Genomic DNA, 16954 nt, shown 5'->3' on the forward strand with positions numbered 1-16954 from the left:
GGAACAGTCAATCCTGACTTTAGCGAAGGCAAGCAGTTATTATATGAGGTCCCCCTGAGTCGTGTTTCCATGTCCCTTCTGAAGAAATGCCTTGTTGCCGGCGCCGCGCTAGTCGTGATTGGCGCCGCCGCGGCAGGCGGCGTGTGGCGCTGGGCCACCACGCCGCTCGAACTGGCCGCCCCACAGCTCGACGTCACCATCAAGCCGCACAGCACCGTGCGCAGCGTCACGCTGCAATTGCGGCGCGGCGGCGTGCCCGTGCAGACGCAACTTTTCGTGCTCATGACGCGCGTGCTCGGTTTGCAGAGCCAGCTCAAATCGGGCAACTACGAATTCAAGGCGGGCATCACGCCCTATGAGGTGCTGCAGAAAATGGCGCTCGGCGACGTGAACGAGTCCGTCGCCACCATCATCGAGGGCTGGACCTTCAAGCATATGCGCGCCGAACTCGACGCGAACCCCGCACTGCGCCACGACACGGCCGGCATGAGCGACGCCGAGCTGCTCGCCGCGATCGGCGCGCCGCCGGCGCCGAACGGCAGCGGCGAGGGGTTGTTTTTCCCCGACACCTATCTGTTCGACAAGGGCTCGAGCGATCTCGATGTCTATCGACGCGCGTATCACCTGATGCAGACGCGTCTGAACGAAGCATGGACCGCGCGCGCACCCGGCTTGCCGCTCAAGTCGCCCTACGAGGCGTTGACGCTCGCGTCCCTCGTCGAAAAGGAGACGGGCCGCGCCGCCGACCGCGCGCTCGTGGCGGCCGTGTTTTCGAATCGCCTGAAAGTGGGCATGCCGCTGCAGACCGATCCGGCCGTGATCTACGGTCTGGGCGACAACTACGCGGGGCATTTGCGCAAGCGCGATCTGCAGTCGGACACTCTTTACAATACCTACCTGCGCCTTGGGTTGCCGCCAACGCCCATTGCGTTGCCCGGCGTCGCGGCGATCCAGGCGGCGCTCAATCCGGCATCGACGGCTGCGCTGTACTTCGTGGCGCGCGGCGACGGCAGCAGCGTCTTTTCTGACAATCTTGTCGACCACAACAAGGCCGTCGACAAATACATCCGGGGAAATTAAATGGCGCGGGGCCGATTCATCACGTTCGAGGGCATCGACGGCGCGGGCAAGACCACGCATCTCGCCTGGTTTTGCGATCAACTCGCCCAGAAACTCGCGCCGACGGGCCGTACGGTCGTCATGACGCGCGAACCCGGCGGCACGCCGCTGGGCGAGTCGATCCGGGAACTCGTGCTGCATCAGCCGATGGACCTCGAAACCGAGGCGCTCCTGATGTTCGCGGCGCGCCGCGAGCACCTCGCCAAGGTGATCGAGCCCGCGCTCGCGCGTGGCGACTGGGTCCTGTCCGACCGTTTCAGCGACGCCACCTTCGCCTACCAGGGCGGCGGCCGCGGGCTGCCGCGCGACAAGCTCGAAACGCTGGAGCGCTGGGTGCAGGGCGGTTTCCAGCCGGACCTGACGGTGCTGTTCGACCTGCCGCCCGATACGGCGAGCGAGCGGCGCGGCGCGGCGCGCGAACCCGATCGCTTCGAAAGCGAGTCCGATGCGTTCTTCAAGCGCACGCGCACCGAATACCTGCGCCGCGCGGAAGAGGCGCCGTATCGTTTTGCGATCGTCGATTCGTCGCAGGGCATCGACGCGATTCGCAAAAAACTCGAGCAAGTGATCGCAGCGCTTTGATTTCAAGGCGATATTTGGCACTCTTATAGGGCTGCGCGATCTTCTTGTGAATTCTGTAGAAGACCGCTTAACCGATTGATTCAGAAGATGATCTATCCTTGGCAAACCGACGACTGGCAACGCCTGCAGCAACTGCGCAGCCACTGGCCGCACGCGCTCCTGCTGCATGGCCAGGCGGGCATCGGCAAGCTCCAGTTCGCGCAGCATCTCGCGAAGGGGCTGCTCTGCGAAGCGCCGCAGGCCAATGGCGAGCCATGCGGCGCCTGTGCGGCCTGCAACTGGTTCGTCCAAGGCAATCATCCGGATTACCGCATCGTCGTGCCCGAGGCATTGGCGGGCGAAATCGGCCAGGCCGGCGACGACGAGGCCAAAGCCGAAAAGGCCGACAAGGCCGACGGCGAAGAGGGCAAGAAGGGCCGCGCGCCGAGCAAGGAAATCCGCATCGAGCAAGTGCGGGCGCTGCTCGACTTCACGAGCGTGGGCTCGCATCGCGGCGGCCTGCGCGTGGTCGTCCTGTATCCGGCCGAGGCGCTCAACGTCGCCGCCGCAAATGCGCTGCTGAAGACGCTCGAAGAGCCGCCCGCGGGCGTGGTGTTTCTCGTGGTCTCGGCGCGCATCGACCGCCTGCTGCCGACCATCATCAGCCGCTGCCGCCAGTGGCCCATGGGCACGCCCGCGCCCGCAGCCGCTGCGGCCTGGCTCGCGCAGCAGGGCGTGGACGACGCGCCGGCGCTGCTCGCCGAAGCCGGCGGCGCGCCCCTCGCGGCGCTCGCGCTCGCGCACGACGAAAACCGCACGCTGCGCGACTGGACCCTGGCCCAGCTCGCGGCGGGCCCCGCCTGCGACGCCTTTGCGTGCGGCGAGACGCTGCAGAAGCTGCCGGTGCCGCTCGTGCTCGGCTGGCTGCAGCGCTGGGTCTACGACCTGCTCGCCGAACGCACAGCGGGGCGCCCGCGCTACTTTCCGCAGGCCGCCGGCGGCCTCGCTCGCTGCGCCGCGAAGCTCGACGCCGCGGCGCTGGCGCGCTACCTGAAGACGGTCACGCGCCAGCGCGCCGTGGAAAACCATCCGCTGAATGCGCGCCTCGTGTTCGAGGAACTCTTTCTCGGCTATCGTGAACTGTTCGCCTGACGGGCGCTGACGTACCCGATCAGGCCCGAATCTTCCATCGCAGGACCATCCATGTTTGTCGATTCGCATTGCCACATCAACTTCGAGGGCCTAGGCGACCGCCTCCCGCAGGTGCTCGAGAACATGCGCGCGAACGCCGTCACGCACGCGCTGTGCGTGTCGGTGGACCTCGAGACGCTGCCTTCGGTGCTCGACATCGCGAGCCGTTACGAGAACGTCTACGCGTCGGTCGGTGTGCATCCCGACCACGAGCACATGCGCGAGCCGACCGTGGCCGAGCTGGTCGAACTGGCTGCGCACCCGAAAGTGGTGGCGATCGGTGAAACGGGGCTCGATTACTATCGCCTGGGCGAGCGCACGATCGCCGACATGGAATGGCAGCGCGAGCGCTTTCGCACGCACATTCGCGCGGCGCACGCCACGGGCAAGCCGCTCATCGTCCATACGCGAGCCGCTTCGGACGACACCCTGCGCATCATGGAAGAGGAGCGCGCGGGCGAACCGGGTGGCGTAATGCATTGCTTCACGGAGCCGTGGGCGATTGCCGAGCGCGCACTCGCGCAGAATTTTTACATCTCGCTTTCGGGCATCGTGACGTTCAAGAGCGCGACCGATGTGCAGGAAGTGTCGCGCCGCGTGCCGATCGAGCGTCTTTTGATCGAAACCGATTCGCCGTACCTCGCGCCGGTGCCATTTCGTGGCAAACCCAATGAACCTGCGTACGTGAGCCATGTCGGAAGATTCATTGCGCAGCAACGCGGATTGCCGGACGCCGAACTTGGCGCTGTCACCACGCAGAACTTTTTCCGGCTCTTCAAGATCCAGCCGCAGGCCTGAATCGCGAACCGCGTGCTGTCAATGATTTTAAATATCAACGAGATAGCAGATAACGTTAAGGCTTGACATGAACTCGAAACCGCTTCCGCACGCCGCCAACCCTGTCCGCCGTACTGCCGCCGCGCTCGTGCTCGGCGTCGCCGCCACCCTGTTCGGCGCCGCGGCGCATGCCGCTCCGATCGACTCGCTCATCAAGAGCGTCAAGTTCGACGACGACAAGGGCGTGCAAAAGGCGCTCGCTCAAGGCATGGACCCGAATGCCACCGACGACCAGGGCATGCCGCTCCTCGTGCTGGCCGCGCGCGAGAAGTCCGACAAGGTCGGGGCCGTGCTGCTCGACAACCCGAAGACGAATATCGCCGCTGAAGACCGCGCAGGCGAAAACGCGCTGATGCTCGCCGCGCTCAATGGCGACGTGGACTTCGTGAAGCTCCTCATTACCAAGGGCGCCGAGGTCAACAAGAAGGGCTGGACGCCGCTGCACTACGCCGCCGCGAACGGCAACGACGACGTCGCGAAGCTCCTGATCGGCTATTCGGCCGACGTCAACGCGCTGTCGCCCAACGGCACGACGCCGCTCATGATGGCCGCACGCGGCGACCATCTCACGACGCTCCAGATGCTGCTCGAGCACGGCGCGACGCTTGGCGCGAAGAACCAGATCGGCATGACGGCGCTCGATTTCGCGCGCCAGTACAAGGCGCCGGATGCGATCAAGGACCTCACGGCGCGCATGACGCAGGCTGGCCTCTCCACGGCGAGCCCGGCAGCGCCGCAAAACAGTGCAAAATAATGGGGCTAAGACGGCCGCACTGCACCAACGCGGCCGCCCGGCGGCGCTCGATGCGCCGCTCCCCATGACAACTCAAGGAGAACCATGCTGCGGGTTCTGATCTGTGCGGGCGCGATGGCGTTGCCGCTCTCCGCTTTCGCATTCACGGCAAGCGACCTCAACCGGCTCTGCACGAAGACCGACGTGGCTTCGCGCAGTGCATGCGCTGCCTATATCGAAGGTGCCGCGGACGGCATCTTCAACACCATCGACGCCATCGGCGGCACTACCGGGCCGCGCGTGGGTCAATACTTCTGCCTGCCGCCCGATGCGCGCTCGGCGCAACTCACCGATGCGGTGCGCAAGTACATCGCCGACAACCCGAACGTGGCCGGCTACAACGCCAGTACTGCCATTTCGCTCGGGCTGGGCAAGGCGTTTCCCTGCAAGACCGGCAGCGGGAGTTGAAGCCGGCGGGTTCAAGTCGTAACCCGTAGTCCGTAGTTAGATATAGCTGCAAACACGGCGCGGCACCGACCGCCGCCGCGCCGTTCATCATCGAGGCCGCAGCGGGGCCAGCGTTCACCCTCGCCGAGGCCGTCCGCGGGCCTGCGCCCGTGCCGTTTCCAAGAGTCGCCCTTTGCTCAGGATGCTCAGGAGGAACTGGCCGCAGATGCCGACACTCGACGATCTCTCCCATTTCACCGACGCGCCGCTGCACGACTGGCTCGGCACGTTGCTCGTGAGCGCGCTCGCGCTCGTTTTCGCGCTCGGCCTGCACTGGGTCGGCGGCCGCGTCTTGCTGCGCATCGCGCGCCCGTATCCGCGGGTCAGCGTGTTCCTGCGCTATATCCGCAAACCGGCGCTCGCCGTGCTCGCGATCCTCGCGATCGAATTCGTCTGGTGGCAGGCGCCCGACACGCTCAGGCACATCAGCGGCCTGCGCGAGCTGTGCGCGTTCGCGCTGATCGCCGCGATCACCTGGCTTTCGGTGCGCTGCGCGGCAGCGATCGGCGAGGCCATCATCGCCGCCCATCCGCTCGACATCGCCGACAACCTCCAGGCCCGCCGCATCCACACCCAGGCCCGCGTGCTCGCGCGTACGGTGATGGTGCTGATCATCATCGTGGGCGTGGGCGCGGCGCTCATGACCTTCCCGAACGTGAGGCAGATCGGCGCGAGCCTGCTGGCTTCGGCCGGGGTTGCCGGTCTCGTCGCCGGTATCGCGGCACGCCCCGTGCTAGGGAATCTGATTGCCGGTTTGCAGATCGCGCTCTCGCAGCCGATCCGGCTCGACGACGTGGTCGTGATCCAGGGCGAGTGGGGGCGCATCGAGGAAATTACCGGCACCTATGTTTCGGTGCGGATCTGGGACCAGCGGCGGCTCATCGTGCCGCTGCAATGGTTCATCGAGAATCCGTTCGCGAACTGGACGCGCAGCAGCTCGCAGATCATCGGCACGGTGTTTCTGTGGCTCGACTACCGCATGCCGCTCGCGCCGCTGCGCGAGGCGCTCGCGCGCATCGTCGACGGTGCGCCCGAATGGGACCGCCGTGTGCAGGTTTTACAGGTCACCGACGCCAACGAGCGCGCGATGCAGGTGCGCGTGCTGGTGAGTTCGCGCGACTCCGGCCTGAACTTCGATTTGCGCTGCCGCGTGCGCGAAGGGCTGCTCGATTTCGTCAACGAGCACTATCCGCAGTTCCTGCCGCGTGCGCGCGCTGAAGTTTCGGCGGAGCTCGAAAGCAGCACCGGGGAACTGCCGTCCTTCGTGCGCCGCCCCGCGCGGCAGGCGGCGGCGAGCACGGCGGCCCATACGGAGGCGGATCCCGTGACGGGCACGCGCGTGCCGGGAGACGGCGAGGAGCTGGAGACGCACCGCCCGGCGCGGCCGGCATCCGAAGCGGCTAAGGGGGCCGAGGCAGCGCAAGCCACCGACGCCCGCGAGCCGGCGACCGAAAGCCGCCGCGATAATGGTGGATAACCGCTGCCAGCGGTCGAGAGGGAAAGGAGGAGGAACAGCAAGATGGGCAGACTGATAGTCGTCTCGAACCGCGTGGCGACGCCGACGGAGACCAAGGGCTCGGCAGGCGGCCTCGCGGTCGGCGTATTCGGCGCGCTGAAGGACGCGGGCGGCGTGTGGTTCGGCTGGAGCGGCGACGTGGTGAGCGAGACGGTGGCGAACGCGGGGCCGACGCTCGTCGAAGAAGGCCACGTCACCTTTGCGACCGTCGGCCTCACGCGCAAGGACTACGATCAGTACTACCGCGGATTCTCGAACGCCACGCTCTGGCCGGTGTTCCACTACCGCAACGACCTCGCGCGCTACGAGCGCGACGAATACGCCGGCTATCGCCGCGTGAACGCGTGGCTCGCGCACAAGCTCATGAAGCTGATCCACCCGGACGACAACATCTGGGTGCACGACTACCACCTGATTCCGTTCGCCGAGGCGCTGCGCTCGGAAGGCGTACGCAACCGCATCGGCTTCTTTTTGCATATTCCGTTTCCTTCGCCGCAGGTGCTGCAGACCATTCCGCCGCACGACGAACTCGTCAGGTCGCTGTGCTGTTACGACCTGCTGGGCTTCCAGACGCAGAACGACCAGCAGGCATTCCACGACTACATCGCGCGCGAGGCGCGCGGCAAGGTTCGCGAGCGCGCAGAGAATCCGGAGCACGGCGAGGTCGAGGCGTATGGCCGCAAGCTGCGCACGGGGGTCTACCGCATCGGCGTGTTTCCGGACGAGATCGCCGAGCAGGCCGCGCGCTACGAAAGCCGCCAGCACGTGCTCGACCTCAAGCAGAGTCTCGAAGGGCGCAAGCTCATCATGAGCGTGGACCGGCTCGACTATTCGAAGGGGCTCGTCGAGCGTTTCCATGCGTTCGAGCAGTTGCTGGAAACGTCGCCCGAATGGCGCGGCAAGGTCACGCTCGTGCAGATCGCGCCGCCCACACGCTCGGATGTCGCGAGCTACAAGGTGATACGCGAGGAACTGGAGCGGGAAGCCGGGCGCATCAACGGCCGCTACTCTGGCCTCGATTACACGCCGATCCGCTATCTGAGCCAGCAGTACGACCGCTGGAAACTGATGTCGCTCTTTCGCGAGTCGCAGATCGGCTATGTGACGCCGCTGCACGACGGCATGAATCTCGTCGCCAAGGAATACGTGGCCGCGCAGAATCCCGGCGATCCGGGCGTGCTCGTGCTGTCGATCTTCGCAGGCGCGGCGGCCGAACTCACGGGCGCATTGCTCGTGAATCCTCATGATGCGACCGGTATGTCGGAAGCGCTGGAACGCGCGCTCTCGATGCCGCTCGAAGAGCGCCAGGCGCGCTACCAGACCAACATGGAGGCGCTCAGACGCAACGACCTCGGCGTGTGGCGAGACACCTTCCTGCGCGACCTCGCCGCGGTGCCCCAGCCGCGCTGAACGATACGGGGCACAGGCGGTTCGCGCGCCGGCACGATTGCGTATGATGCGTGGCTGATCCACGCATCCGCAGTGCGACTGCCACGCCACCCCGCGCACCTTCATGCTGACTACGCTCGCCATCGCCAACTACCGCTCGCTGCGCGAGCTCATCGTGCCGCTCGGTGCGCTCAACGTCGTGACCGGTCCGAACGGCAGTGGCAAGTCGAATCTCTATCGCGCGTTGCGTCTGCTCGCGCTCACCGCCCGCGGCGGCGTGATCCCGTCGCTGGCGCGCGAGGGCGGCCTGCAATCCACGCTGTGGGCGGGCCCCGAGCGCTTCTCGCGCGCCGTCACCGCTGGGGAATACGCGGTGCAGGGCACGGTGCGCAAGGATGCGGTGAGCCTGCGCCTGGGCTTCGCGGGCGACGCCTTCGGTTACGCGATCGATCTGGGATTGCCGCTGCCTTCGTCCACTTCGCAGTTTTCGCTCGACCCGGTGATCAAGCGCGAATGCATCTGGAGCGGGCCGATCCTGCGGCCCTCGGCGTTGCTCGTGGATCGCCAGGGGCCGATGATCCGCATCCGCGACGCCGCGGGCGAATGGACGACGCTCGCGCAGCCCGTGGCGAGCTTCGACAGCATGATGACCGAGTACGCCGACCCGCGCAGCGCACCCGAAATGATCGCCGTGCGCGAGCAGATTCGCTCGTGGCGTTTCTACGACCACTTCCGCACCGACGAGCACGCGAGCGCGCGCCAGGTGCAGATCGGCACGCATTCGCCGGTGCTCGCCGACGACGGCGCCAACCTCGCCGCCGCGCTGCAGACGATCCGCGAGATCGGCGACGGCGAGGCGCTCGATACCGCCATCGGCGACGCCTTTCCGGGCGCGCGCGTCGAAGTCGTGAATCACGAAGGGCGCTTCGAGGTAGCGCTGCGCCAGGAGGGGCTATTGCGGTCGCTGCGTGGCGCGGAGCTCTCGGACGGCACCTTGCGCTATCTACTGCTCGCGGCGGCGCTGCTGAGCCCGCGGCCGCCGGGCCTGCTGGTGCTCGACGAGCCCGAGACGAGCCTGCATCCGGACCTGCTGCCGTCGCTCGCGCGGCTCATCGCGCGGGCGTCGCGGCACTCGCAGGTCATCGTCGTCTCGCACGCGGCGCGGCTCGTGGCGGCGCTGGAGCGCGAGGCCGGCAGCCAGTCGGTCGTGCTCGAACGGCGCCTCGGCGCAACCGGGTTCGCCGACCCCGACACGCTCGACGTGCCGGCCTGGAAATGGCCCGCCAGATAGGCCGGTAGGGCAAACGCAGGGGTTGTTTCGGCTTGTAACACCGTATAGAAATTGAAAGACTGGCGGCGCGCGAGCCCGGCTTGCCGAATAATGGGATAACTGCTGCGTCGCCGATGGCCGCCCGGACCTGGCTTAGAATGACCGGCACCGCAAGAACGGGCAACGCGGCCCCGTTTCCTGGAGACACACGATGAGAATTGCGCAGATCGCCCCGCTGACCGAATCGGTCCCGCCGAAGCTCTATGGCGGCACCGAGCGCGCCGTGTCGTATATCACTGAAGCGCTGGTCGAACTCGGGCACGACGTCACGCTGTTCGCGAGCGGCGATTCGCTCACGAGCGCGAAGCTCGAGCCCGTGTGGCCACGAGCGCTGCGGCTCGACCCCGGCATCCGCGACCGTATCGCACCGCACATGCTCCTCATGGAAATGGTGCGCCGCCAGGCCGACCAGTTCGACGTGTTGCATTTCCATATGGACTACTACTCGTTTTCGGTGTTCAAGCGCCAGGAAACGCCGTTCGTGACGACGCTGCACGGCCGTCTCGACCTGCCCGAGCAGCAGCCCGTCTTCGATACGTTCAACACCGCGCCCGTCATCTCGATCTCCAATGCACAGCGCCAGCCGATGCCGCAAGCGCGCTGGCTGCGCACGGTCTACCACGGCCTGCCCGAGACGCTCTACACGCCGCAGCCTGTGGAGCAGCGCTATCTTGCGTTTCTCGGCCGTATTTCGCCGGAAAAACGCGTCGACACGGCGATACGCATTGCCGGGCGCTGCGGGCTGCTCATCCGGATCGCCGCGAAGGTCGACGAAGCCGACCGCGAGTATTTCGAGCGCGACATCAAGCCGTTGCTAGCGCTGCCGCACGTCGAGTACGTGGGCGAGATCAACGACAGCCAGAAGGCCGAATTCCTCTCCGGCGCCCATGCGCTGCTGTTCCCGATCGACTGGCCGGAGCCGTTTGGCCTCGTGATGATCGAGGCGATGGCGTGCGGCACGCCCGTGATCGCGTTCAATCGCGGCGCCGTACCGGAGGTGGTGGAAGAGGGCGTGACGGGCTTTATCGTCGAGGACGAGATCGGCGCCGTGGCGGCGGTGAACCGCATCGCGCGCGTTCCGCGCGCCGGCGTGCGGCGCCGCTTCGAAGAGCGTTTCACCTCGCACCGCATGGCGCAGGAGTACGTGCAGGCGTACGAGGCGGTGATTCGCGCGAACAAGCGTTCGCGCTTCAAGGTGATCGATACGTCCGCGAGCTGAGCGCACGGACGTCCGCGGGGCGTCTAGAGCTCGAGTTTCGTGATCTTCGTGCCGCCGAGCGAGAGGTCGCCGATCAGCCCGCTGTTGGTGAGCACGAAGACCTGCACGGGCTGGGTGGCCGTGGTGGTGTCGATCGAGCCGTTCGCGCCGACCTTCACGAGCGCGACCGACGCGTCGCCGCCTGCCGACCAGCCGCTCGAATTGCGGAATTTCGCCAGCGCGTCTTCCGTCATGAAGAGATAGATGACGGACTTCGACTGCACGCCGAGCGTTGCGCCAACCGACGCCGACGACGTGCTGTAAAAGCCAACCGTGCTGCCCCCCACGCGCAGCGCGCCGTCGCCGTGTTCGCCGCCGACGCCGATGCCCGCCTGGATCACGCGCGGGAACACCAGAATGCCGCGAGCCTTGCCGACCAGTTCGCGCGAGCCCGGCACCGTCTGATAGAGGCGCGACAGGGTGGCGTCGACGTCGGAGTTGATCGAGTCGGCGCGCGACGCATTGGTCGCGGGGCTGGGGGCCTGGCTGCCGGTGGTGGTGCAGCCCGAGAGTGTCGCGACGCCGACGGCGATTGCGACAGAAGCCTTCAAAAGCATGCGAGATGCGTTCATCTTGTTCTCCGTTCTAGTTGCCGGGCGCCGCGATGTCACGGCGTCCCGTCGTTATACCCGAACGTCCCGACCCGCTCTTTGAGGCTGCGCAGCACACACGCTGTGCCCTGGGGCATGCACGAAACGCGCTAGCGCTCCGGCACGGGCTTGGCCGTGGGCCGACGCAAGGCGCGCTTCACGCCGCCGATGAGCACGCCGATCGCGAGCAGCACCGCAGCGGGCACGACCCAGTAGCCGACAAACGCGTGCCACAGGTAGCCCGCAAGCGTCGTGCGCCGCACGGCGTATTCGTCGCGCGCTTCCTGCTGGCGCTGCGCGTTCGCCGCGAGCACCGCGGCGGGGCAGCCGGCTGCACGCGCGGTTTCGGGCGTGCCGTGGCAGCGCAGCGGGGCGCCGGCGTCGCGCTCGGCGTCGGTGAAGGTCCAGGAGGTCAGCGCGCGCTGCAGATCCGCGCGGTTATACGCCATCTCGTCCTGAACCTCGCGCACTGCGACGATCATCACCGGCACGAGCCAGAAGGTGATCACCATGAGCCAGCGGCGAAACCAGCGGTTCTTGTGTCTCCATGCCATCTGCGCCTCCGTTCGATGCCATTGGCATCAACGTCAACGCGGCAGCCCGATGGCTAATGTGTGATTTCGCGGGGAGGGGCCGCCGCTGCAGCCATCATAGGAGAAAAACGGCACGTCCGAATGCGGGTCATGACGCAAATCCGCGCAAACCTGCACGATTTCGCATCCGTCGACGACGATTCGCACAACCGAAGACACCGGCGCTGCAACGCACAAAAACAGCGCATAAAAAAACGCGCCGCAGCAAAGGCTGCGGCGCGCGGATCCTGCGAGCGCAAACGGGTGCGGGAGCGTTCCCGAACCCGCTTCGCTCAGCTCTTCGTCGAGAGGCAGGTCTTCATGAATGCCTTGCGGTCGTCGCCCTTCTTGTCGCCGGCCTGGGCGTTGCACGCCTTCATGCGCTCTTGCTGGGTCATCGTCGGAGCCGGAGCGCCGGCAGTCGAAAGGCACTGCTTCATGAATGCCTTGCGGTCGTCGCCTTTCTTGTCGCCGGCCTGGGCGTTGCATGCCTTCATCTTGTTCTGCTGGCTGTTCGCCGCCGGCGCGGAAGCGGGTGCGGCGGTCTGTGCGAACGCCGGCGCGGCCAGCACGCCGCCCAGCACGATTGCAGCAATGACGGATTGCATCTTCATCGTTCACTCCCTTGACTTTGGACGTTCTCAGTTGACGTGCGGCCAGCCGTAAAGGCCGGTGCGCCTCGCGCGCGCCGCCATTATGGCAAAGCTGCCATTAAAACGACGCAGCGATGTGTTCGGTTGACGCGCGCGCTGCTGCACAATGTTCGCTATCGGCCGTCGACCCAGTCCGGCGTGGCCGCAACGACACGGAGAACGCGCATGCATTACCTCTTGATGTACGAACTCGCAGACGACTACCTCGAACGCCGCCCCGAACACCGCAGTGCGCATCTGAAGCTGGCATGGGCGGCCGTCGAACGCGGCGAGTTGCTCCTGGCGGGTGCGGTTGCCGATCCCGTCGACAACGCGCTGCTGCTTTTCCAGGGTGACAGTCAGGCCGCGGCCGAAGCGTTCGCGCGCGCCGACCCGTACGTGCTTTCGGGGCTCGTGAAGCATTGGCGCGTGCGGCCCTGGCAAACGGTGGTGGGCGAAGCGGCGTCGAATCCGGTGAAATAAGGCGCAAGTGCAGCGGCGGCGCAACCCGCGCGGCTTAGCTCTGCGCGTCGCCGCGCGCGTCGTTCGCCGCAGCTTGAGCCAACAACTCGCGCACGGTGTCGTCGCTGACCTGATCGAAGTCGAGATAGAACTGGCCGACGCTGTAGAACGCCTCGGGCGTGCGCGCACAGACGAATTCGTCCACCGTCCTGCCGAGCCGGTCCCGCGAGCCCGAGGGCGCGACCGGCAGCGCTGCGACGATGCGCGCGGGGCCAAGCGTGGCGAGCGCGAGCGCCGCTGCCTTGAGCGACGCGCCCGTGGCCATGCCGTCGTCGACGATGACCGCCACACGGCCCGCCACCGCAAGCGGAGCACGCTCGCCGCGATAGCGCGCCTCGCGCCGGCCAAGCTCGATGCGTGCGAGCGCCATGGCGCTCTGCAACTGGGCCTCGCTCACGCCGGCGCTGCGTACGAGCGCACTGTCCACGTACTGCGCGCCGTTCGACGACAGCGCGCCCATGGCGAGTTCCGGCTGCCAGGGCAGGCCAAGCTTGCACACGGGCAAGACATCGAGCGGCACCTGCAGCGCCTTCGCGACTTCATAGGCTACGGGCACGCCGCCGCGCGGGAGCGCGAGCACGATGACGTCGCGTCTGCTCGCGTAGGCCGAGAGCGGGCCGGCGAGCGAACGGCCCGCCTCGCGGCGATCGGTAAAGGGGCGTTCCATGAAGAGGTCCTCCCATCTCGTTGCAGGCAAACTGGCCAAGGGCCGCGCAACGATGCGTTCAGTTTGCCACTCGCGGCCACACGCTGCTGGTAAAAAGGGCACCTCGCCGGCTTCCACGATGCGGCGCGCAATGCGAGCGGTCGTGCATGCCACTGCCCGCGCGATCCATTGCGGGGCGGCGCTCATTTGCATACGCGGATTTCTCGTTTGGCGCGGGCGTATCGCCTCGCTACGATGAAGTCGATCCCGCCACCGACGAGGTCTCGCCATGTCCGAATCCGCCTCCTTCAAGCCGCGCGTCGTCGAACCGGTCGTGCCCGATGCCCCCGACGGCCTCGGGCTCGCCGTCGAGCTGTGGCTCGCGCGCCCGGTCGACGGCATCGCGGGCCGGGCGCTGCGGATTCACCTGCGCCACGGCGCGCGCATGGAGCAGGCCGAAACGCTGCGCGATCTGCTCCATGCCGTCGGCACCGCTATCGTGGTGTCCTGACGGCCCTCCCGCCGCTCAATCGAGCGGAATGGCAAAGAGCGCGTCGAGCAGATTCGACGAGGTCGTGTCGGCGAGGCGCGTAAGCGATTCGACCATGCGCACCTGGCAGTCCACGAGTGGCAGCATGCGAATGCGCCGCGACTCGCCAAATTCCGCATGCGCGATCACACCCACGCCCACGCCCTGCGCAATGGCCGTTTGCAAGGCCTCGCGGCCATCCACGTAGAGCACGGGCTGGACCTGCAGTCCTTTGCGCACGAGTTCGGCTTCGAGCAACTGCTGCGTGACCGAATGCGTTTCGCGAAACACCATGGGCTCGCGCACGAGTTCCTCGTACGTCATGCGGCGCTTTTTCGCGGCGGGGCTTTCGGCGGGCACGACCGCGACCAGCGGTTCCTCGCGCAGCACGCGGGCCTGCAGCCGGCTGTGAACCTGACGCGCGGCCGTGATCGCGGCGTCGGCTTCGCTCGCGAGGACGCGGCGCATGCATTCCGTCGCGTTCGCGATCGATAGCTTGATCACCACCCCCGGATAGCGCCGCCTGAACGCGCCGATCAGCTTGATGGCGAGGTCGGGCGCGTCGGCGGCGAGGGCGAGTTCGCCCGATTCGAGCGCGCCTGCCGCTTCGAGAAGCCGCCGCGCGTCGCGCTCACACCCCACCATCTGACGCGTCACCGCGAAGAGTCGTCGCCCGAGTTCGGTGAGTTCCACACCGCGAGGGCCGCGTTCGAAGAGTTTGACCCCGAAATCTTGTTCGAGCCGCCGCACATGGTCCGATACGGCCGGCTGCGTGAGCGAGAGCGCCTGCGCGGCGCGTGAGAACCCACCGTGTTCGGCGACCGCGTGAAAAGCCCGCAATTGCGCGTATTGCATGTCGAAGCACTCCGGCGACAGGAGAAAAACTGGGGATAAGTTCAACTTATATCGACATCGATTATATCGATTTTACCGATGGACGGCGCTGCGCTAACGTGTCGGGATCGACTGTCCCGACGCCCACTGGAGCCCGCATGACCACCCCCGCCGAGCCGTATCTCCTGACCCCCGGACCGCTTACGACCGCAGCCTCGACCAAGGCCGCGATGCAGCGCGACTGGGGCTCGTGGGACGCCGACTTCCGCGCCATGACCGCGCAATTGCGCGCCGCGCTGCTGCAGATCGCGGGCGACGAGCAGGGTGAATACGACTGCGTGCCGTTGCAGGGCAGCGGCAGTTATTGCGTCGAGGCGATGCTCGGCAGTTTCGTGCCGCGCAATGGCCACGCGCTCGTGCTCGCCAACGGCGCGTATGGCAAGCGCATCGCCACGACGCTGCGCTACCTGGGTCGCGAGCACACCGTGCACGACACCGGCGACTACCTGCCGCCGCGCGCCGAAGACGTCGAACAGCTGCTGATCGCGAACCCGGACATCACGCATGTCGTCGTCGTCCACTGCGAGACCAGCTCGGGCATTCTGAACCCGATCGAGGAGATCGCGGCCGTGACGGCCCGCCAGGGGCGGCGCCTTCTGGTCGACTCGATGAGCGCGTTCGGCGCGGTGCCGCTCGACGTGCGCACGCTGCCTTGCGACGCGTTCGTCTCCTCGGCCAACAAGTGCATCGAGGGCGTGCCGGGCTTCGGCTTCGTGATTGCAAAGAAGGAAGTCCTGAACAACGCAAAGGGCGTGAGCCACTCGCTCGCGCTCGATATCTACGACCAGTGGGACGTCATGAACCGCACCGGCCAGTGGCGCTTCACGCCGCCCACGCACGCAGTGGCCGCGTTCATCGAGGCGCTGCGTCTGCACGCGCTCGAAGGTGGTCAGCCGGGGCGCCTTGCACGCTATGCGCGCAATCGCGACGTGCTCGTCGAGGGCATGCGCGGGCTCGGTTTCGAGCCGCTGCTGACCGAAGCCTGGCGCTCGCCCATCATCGTCACGTTCTTTTCGCCGGCCGATCCCGCATTCGACTTCGCGCGCTTCTACGAACTGATGAAGGCGCAGGGTTTCATCATCTATCCGGGCAAGCTGACGAGCGTGGAGAGCTTTCGCGTCGGCTGCATCGGCGCACTCGACGAGACCGTCATGCGCCGCGTCGTGGCCGCGTGCGGCGAAGCGCTGCGCACGCTCGGCGTGGCAAGCGCTGCGCCCGCGCCGGTCGACCTCGGCGCACGCGAAGCGCTCGCCGCGTAATACGCACAGATCGTCAAGACTCCACATCATCGATTTTTTAGCAGGACGCATGCAATGAAACACGTCAAGGCAGTAATTTTCGACTGGGCGGGCACCGTGGTCGACTACGGTTCGCGCGCGCCGATGGGCGCGTTCGTCGAGACCTTCGAGCAGTTCGGCGTGCCGATCACGGTCGACGAGGCGCGCGGGCCGATGGGCATGGCCAAGCGTCCGCACATCGCGGCGCTGATGGCGCTGCCGCGCGTCGCGGCGGCGTGGGAAGCGCACTACGGCCACGCGCCTGGCGAAGCCGATATCGACGCCGTGTACGACGTCTTCGTGCCAAAGAACGTCGCCGTGGCCGCGCAGTACAGCGACGTGATTCCGGGCGTAGCGGCCGTGACCGCCGCGCTGCGTGCCGACGGCGTACGCATCGGCTCGACCACGGGCTACACGCGCGAAATCATCGACCAGATCGTGCCGGGCGCGAAGGCTCAGGGTTTCGATCCGGACAGCATCGTTTGCACGGGCGACACGCCCGAGGGCCGGCCTTCGCCATACATGATCTACCGCACGCTGCCGCAGCTCGGCGTGTGGCTCGCGCGCGACGCGATCAAGGTGGACGACACCGAAGTCGGCATCGAGGAGGGCATCAACGGCGGGACGTGGGCGGTGGGTGTCGCCGTGAGCGGCAACGCGTTCGGCCTGACCGAGGAAGAAGTTCGCGCGCTCGCGCCCGAAGAATTCACGCGCCGCCGCGCCGCGGCCGCGGAACGCCTGCGTGCGGCGGGCGCGCACTACGTGATCGACAGCGTCGCCGATCTGCTGCCCGTGGTGAACGAGATCGAAGCGCGGCTGGCCCGCGGCGAGCGGCCCTGAGGCGACCCGAA

19 protein-coding genes are annotated in these 16954 nt (G+C 66.8%); 14 read left to right on the forward strand and 5 right to left on the reverse strand.

Annotation, left to right across the window (positions count from 1 at the left end):
* The first annotated feature begins 69 nt into the window (after positions 1–69).
* From mltG to ACOJB8_RS30485, 10 genes are all read left to right on the forward strand, one after another.
* Positions 70–1080 carry an endolytic transglycosylase MltG gene (gene mltG / locus ACOJB8_RS30440; RefSeq protein ID WP_069268075.1) on the forward strand — a complete coding sequence of 337 codons (1011 nt, stop codon included), beginning with the start codon at positions 70–72 and terminating at the stop codon, positions 1078–1080.
* Positions 1081–1701: a dTMP kinase gene (gene tmk, locus ACOJB8_RS30445; protein ID WP_069268074.1), complete on the forward strand. Its 621-nt coding sequence runs from the start codon at positions 1081–1083 to the stop codon at positions 1699–1701.
* A gap of 87 nt (positions 1702–1788) precedes the next feature.
* Positions 1789–2832, forward strand: coding sequence for a DNA polymerase III subunit delta' (locus tag ACOJB8_RS30450; RefSeq protein ID WP_368606475.1), 1044 nt, complete (start codon positions 1789–1791; stop codon positions 2830–2832).
* A gap of 51 nt (positions 2833–2883) precedes the next feature.
* Positions 2884–3669 (forward strand): TatD family hydrolase, encoded by a 786-nt coding sequence (locus tag ACOJB8_RS30455; RefSeq protein ID WP_342945738.1) that lies wholly within the window; start codon positions 2884–2886, stop codon positions 3667–3669.
* A gap of 67 nt (positions 3670–3736) precedes the next feature.
* On the forward strand, positions 3737–4462 hold the full coding sequence (locus ACOJB8_RS30460; RefSeq protein WP_069268071.1) for an ankyrin repeat domain-containing protein: 726 nt from the start codon (positions 3737–3739) through the stop codon (positions 4460–4462).
* A gap of 84 nt (positions 4463–4546) precedes the next feature.
* Positions 4547–4909 carry a Rap1a/Tai family immunity protein gene (locus ACOJB8_RS30465; protein WP_069268070.1) on the forward strand — a complete coding sequence of 121 codons (363 nt, stop codon included), beginning with the start codon at positions 4547–4549 and terminating at the stop codon, positions 4907–4909.
* A 205-nt stretch (positions 4910–5114) separates the two neighbouring features.
* Positions 5115–6425, forward strand: a complete 1311-nt coding sequence (locus ACOJB8_RS30470; RefSeq protein WP_368683060.1) for a mechanosensitive ion channel family protein — start codon at positions 5115–5117, stop codon at positions 6423–6425.
* A gap of 42 nt (positions 6426–6467) precedes the next feature.
* Positions 6468–7874 (forward strand): alpha,alpha-trehalose-phosphate synthase (UDP-forming), encoded by a 1407-nt coding sequence (gene otsA, locus ACOJB8_RS30475; RefSeq protein WP_069268069.1) that lies wholly within the window; start codon positions 6468–6470, stop codon positions 7872–7874.
* A 103-nt stretch (positions 7875–7977) separates the two neighbouring features.
* Positions 7978–9144 carry an AAA family ATPase gene (locus ACOJB8_RS30480; protein WP_368606471.1) on the forward strand — a complete coding sequence of 389 codons (1167 nt, stop codon included), beginning with the start codon at positions 7978–7980 and terminating at the stop codon, positions 9142–9144.
* A 190-nt stretch (positions 9145–9334) separates the two neighbouring features.
* A complete protein-coding gene (locus ACOJB8_RS30485; protein WP_069268067.1) occupies positions 9335–10402 on the forward strand; it encodes a glycosyltransferase family 4 protein in 1068 nt (355 codons plus the stop codon).
* Between the two features lie 23 nt (positions 10403–10425).
* Here ACOJB8_RS30485 and ACOJB8_RS30490 read toward each other — a convergent pair whose 3' ends face one another.
* The 3 genes from ACOJB8_RS30490 to ACOJB8_RS30500 all read right to left on the reverse strand — a co-directional run bounded on the left by ACOJB8_RS30490 (position 10426) and on the right by ACOJB8_RS30500 (position 12217).
* The gene (locus tag ACOJB8_RS30490) at positions 10426–11013 is read right to left on the reverse strand and encodes a BPSL1445 family SYLF domain-containing lipoprotein (RefSeq protein WP_069268066.1); all 588 of its coding nucleotides are present in this window, start codon (positions 11011–11013) and stop codon (positions 10426–10428) included.
* Positions 11014–11141: 128 nt separating this feature from the next.
* A complete protein-coding gene (locus ACOJB8_RS30495; RefSeq protein ID WP_069268065.1) occupies positions 11142–11585 on the reverse strand; it encodes a hypothetical protein in 444 nt (147 codons plus the stop codon).
* Between the two features lie 311 nt (positions 11586–11896).
* Positions 11897–12217 (reverse strand): PsiF family protein, encoded by a 321-nt coding sequence (locus ACOJB8_RS30500; protein WP_342945740.1) that lies wholly within the window; start codon positions 12215–12217, stop codon positions 11897–11899.
* Between the two features lie 204 nt (positions 12218–12421).
* Here ACOJB8_RS30500 and ACOJB8_RS30505 point away from each other — a divergent pair, with 204 nt between their 5' ends.
* Positions 12422–12718, forward strand: a complete 297-nt coding sequence (locus ACOJB8_RS30505; RefSeq protein WP_368606470.1) for a YciI-like protein — start codon at positions 12422–12424, stop codon at positions 12716–12718.
* A gap of 34 nt (positions 12719–12752) precedes the next feature.
* Here the strand turns inward: ACOJB8_RS30505 and ACOJB8_RS30510 are convergent, their stop codons facing one another.
* Positions 12753–13424, reverse strand: coding sequence for a phosphoribosyltransferase (locus ACOJB8_RS30510; RefSeq protein WP_368619963.1), 672 nt, complete (start codon positions 13422–13424; stop codon positions 12753–12755).
* 268 nt (positions 13425–13692) lie between these two features.
* Here ACOJB8_RS30510 and ACOJB8_RS30515 point away from each other — a divergent pair, with 268 nt between their 5' ends.
* Positions 13693–13914 (forward strand): hypothetical protein, encoded by a 222-nt coding sequence (locus ACOJB8_RS30515; RefSeq protein ID WP_069268061.1) that lies wholly within the window; start codon positions 13693–13695, stop codon positions 13912–13914.
* 15 nt (positions 13915–13929) lie between these two features.
* Here the strand turns inward: ACOJB8_RS30515 and ACOJB8_RS30520 are convergent, their stop codons facing one another.
* Positions 13930–14787 carry a LysR substrate-binding domain-containing protein gene (locus ACOJB8_RS30520; RefSeq protein ID WP_069268060.1) on the reverse strand — a complete coding sequence of 286 codons (858 nt, stop codon included), beginning with the start codon at positions 14785–14787 and terminating at the stop codon, positions 13930–13932.
* Positions 14788–14924: 137 nt separating this feature from the next.
* Here ACOJB8_RS30520 and ACOJB8_RS30525 point away from each other — a divergent pair, with 137 nt between their 5' ends.
* Both ACOJB8_RS30525 and phnX read left to right on the forward strand, forming a co-directional pair.
* The gene (locus ACOJB8_RS30525; RefSeq protein WP_475015932.1) at positions 14925–16085 is read left to right on the forward strand and encodes a 2-aminoethylphosphonate--pyruvate transaminase; all 1161 of its coding nucleotides are present in this window, start codon (positions 14925–14927) and stop codon (positions 16083–16085) included.
* 54 nt (positions 16086–16139) lie between these two features.
* Positions 16140–16943, forward strand: coding sequence for a phosphonoacetaldehyde hydrolase (gene phnX / locus ACOJB8_RS30530; RefSeq protein WP_475015934.1), 804 nt, complete (start codon positions 16140–16142; stop codon positions 16941–16943).
* The last annotated feature ends 11 nt before the right edge of the window (positions 16944–16954 follow it).

Source organism: Paraburkholderia sp. BR10141 (genome assembly GCF_056155635.1).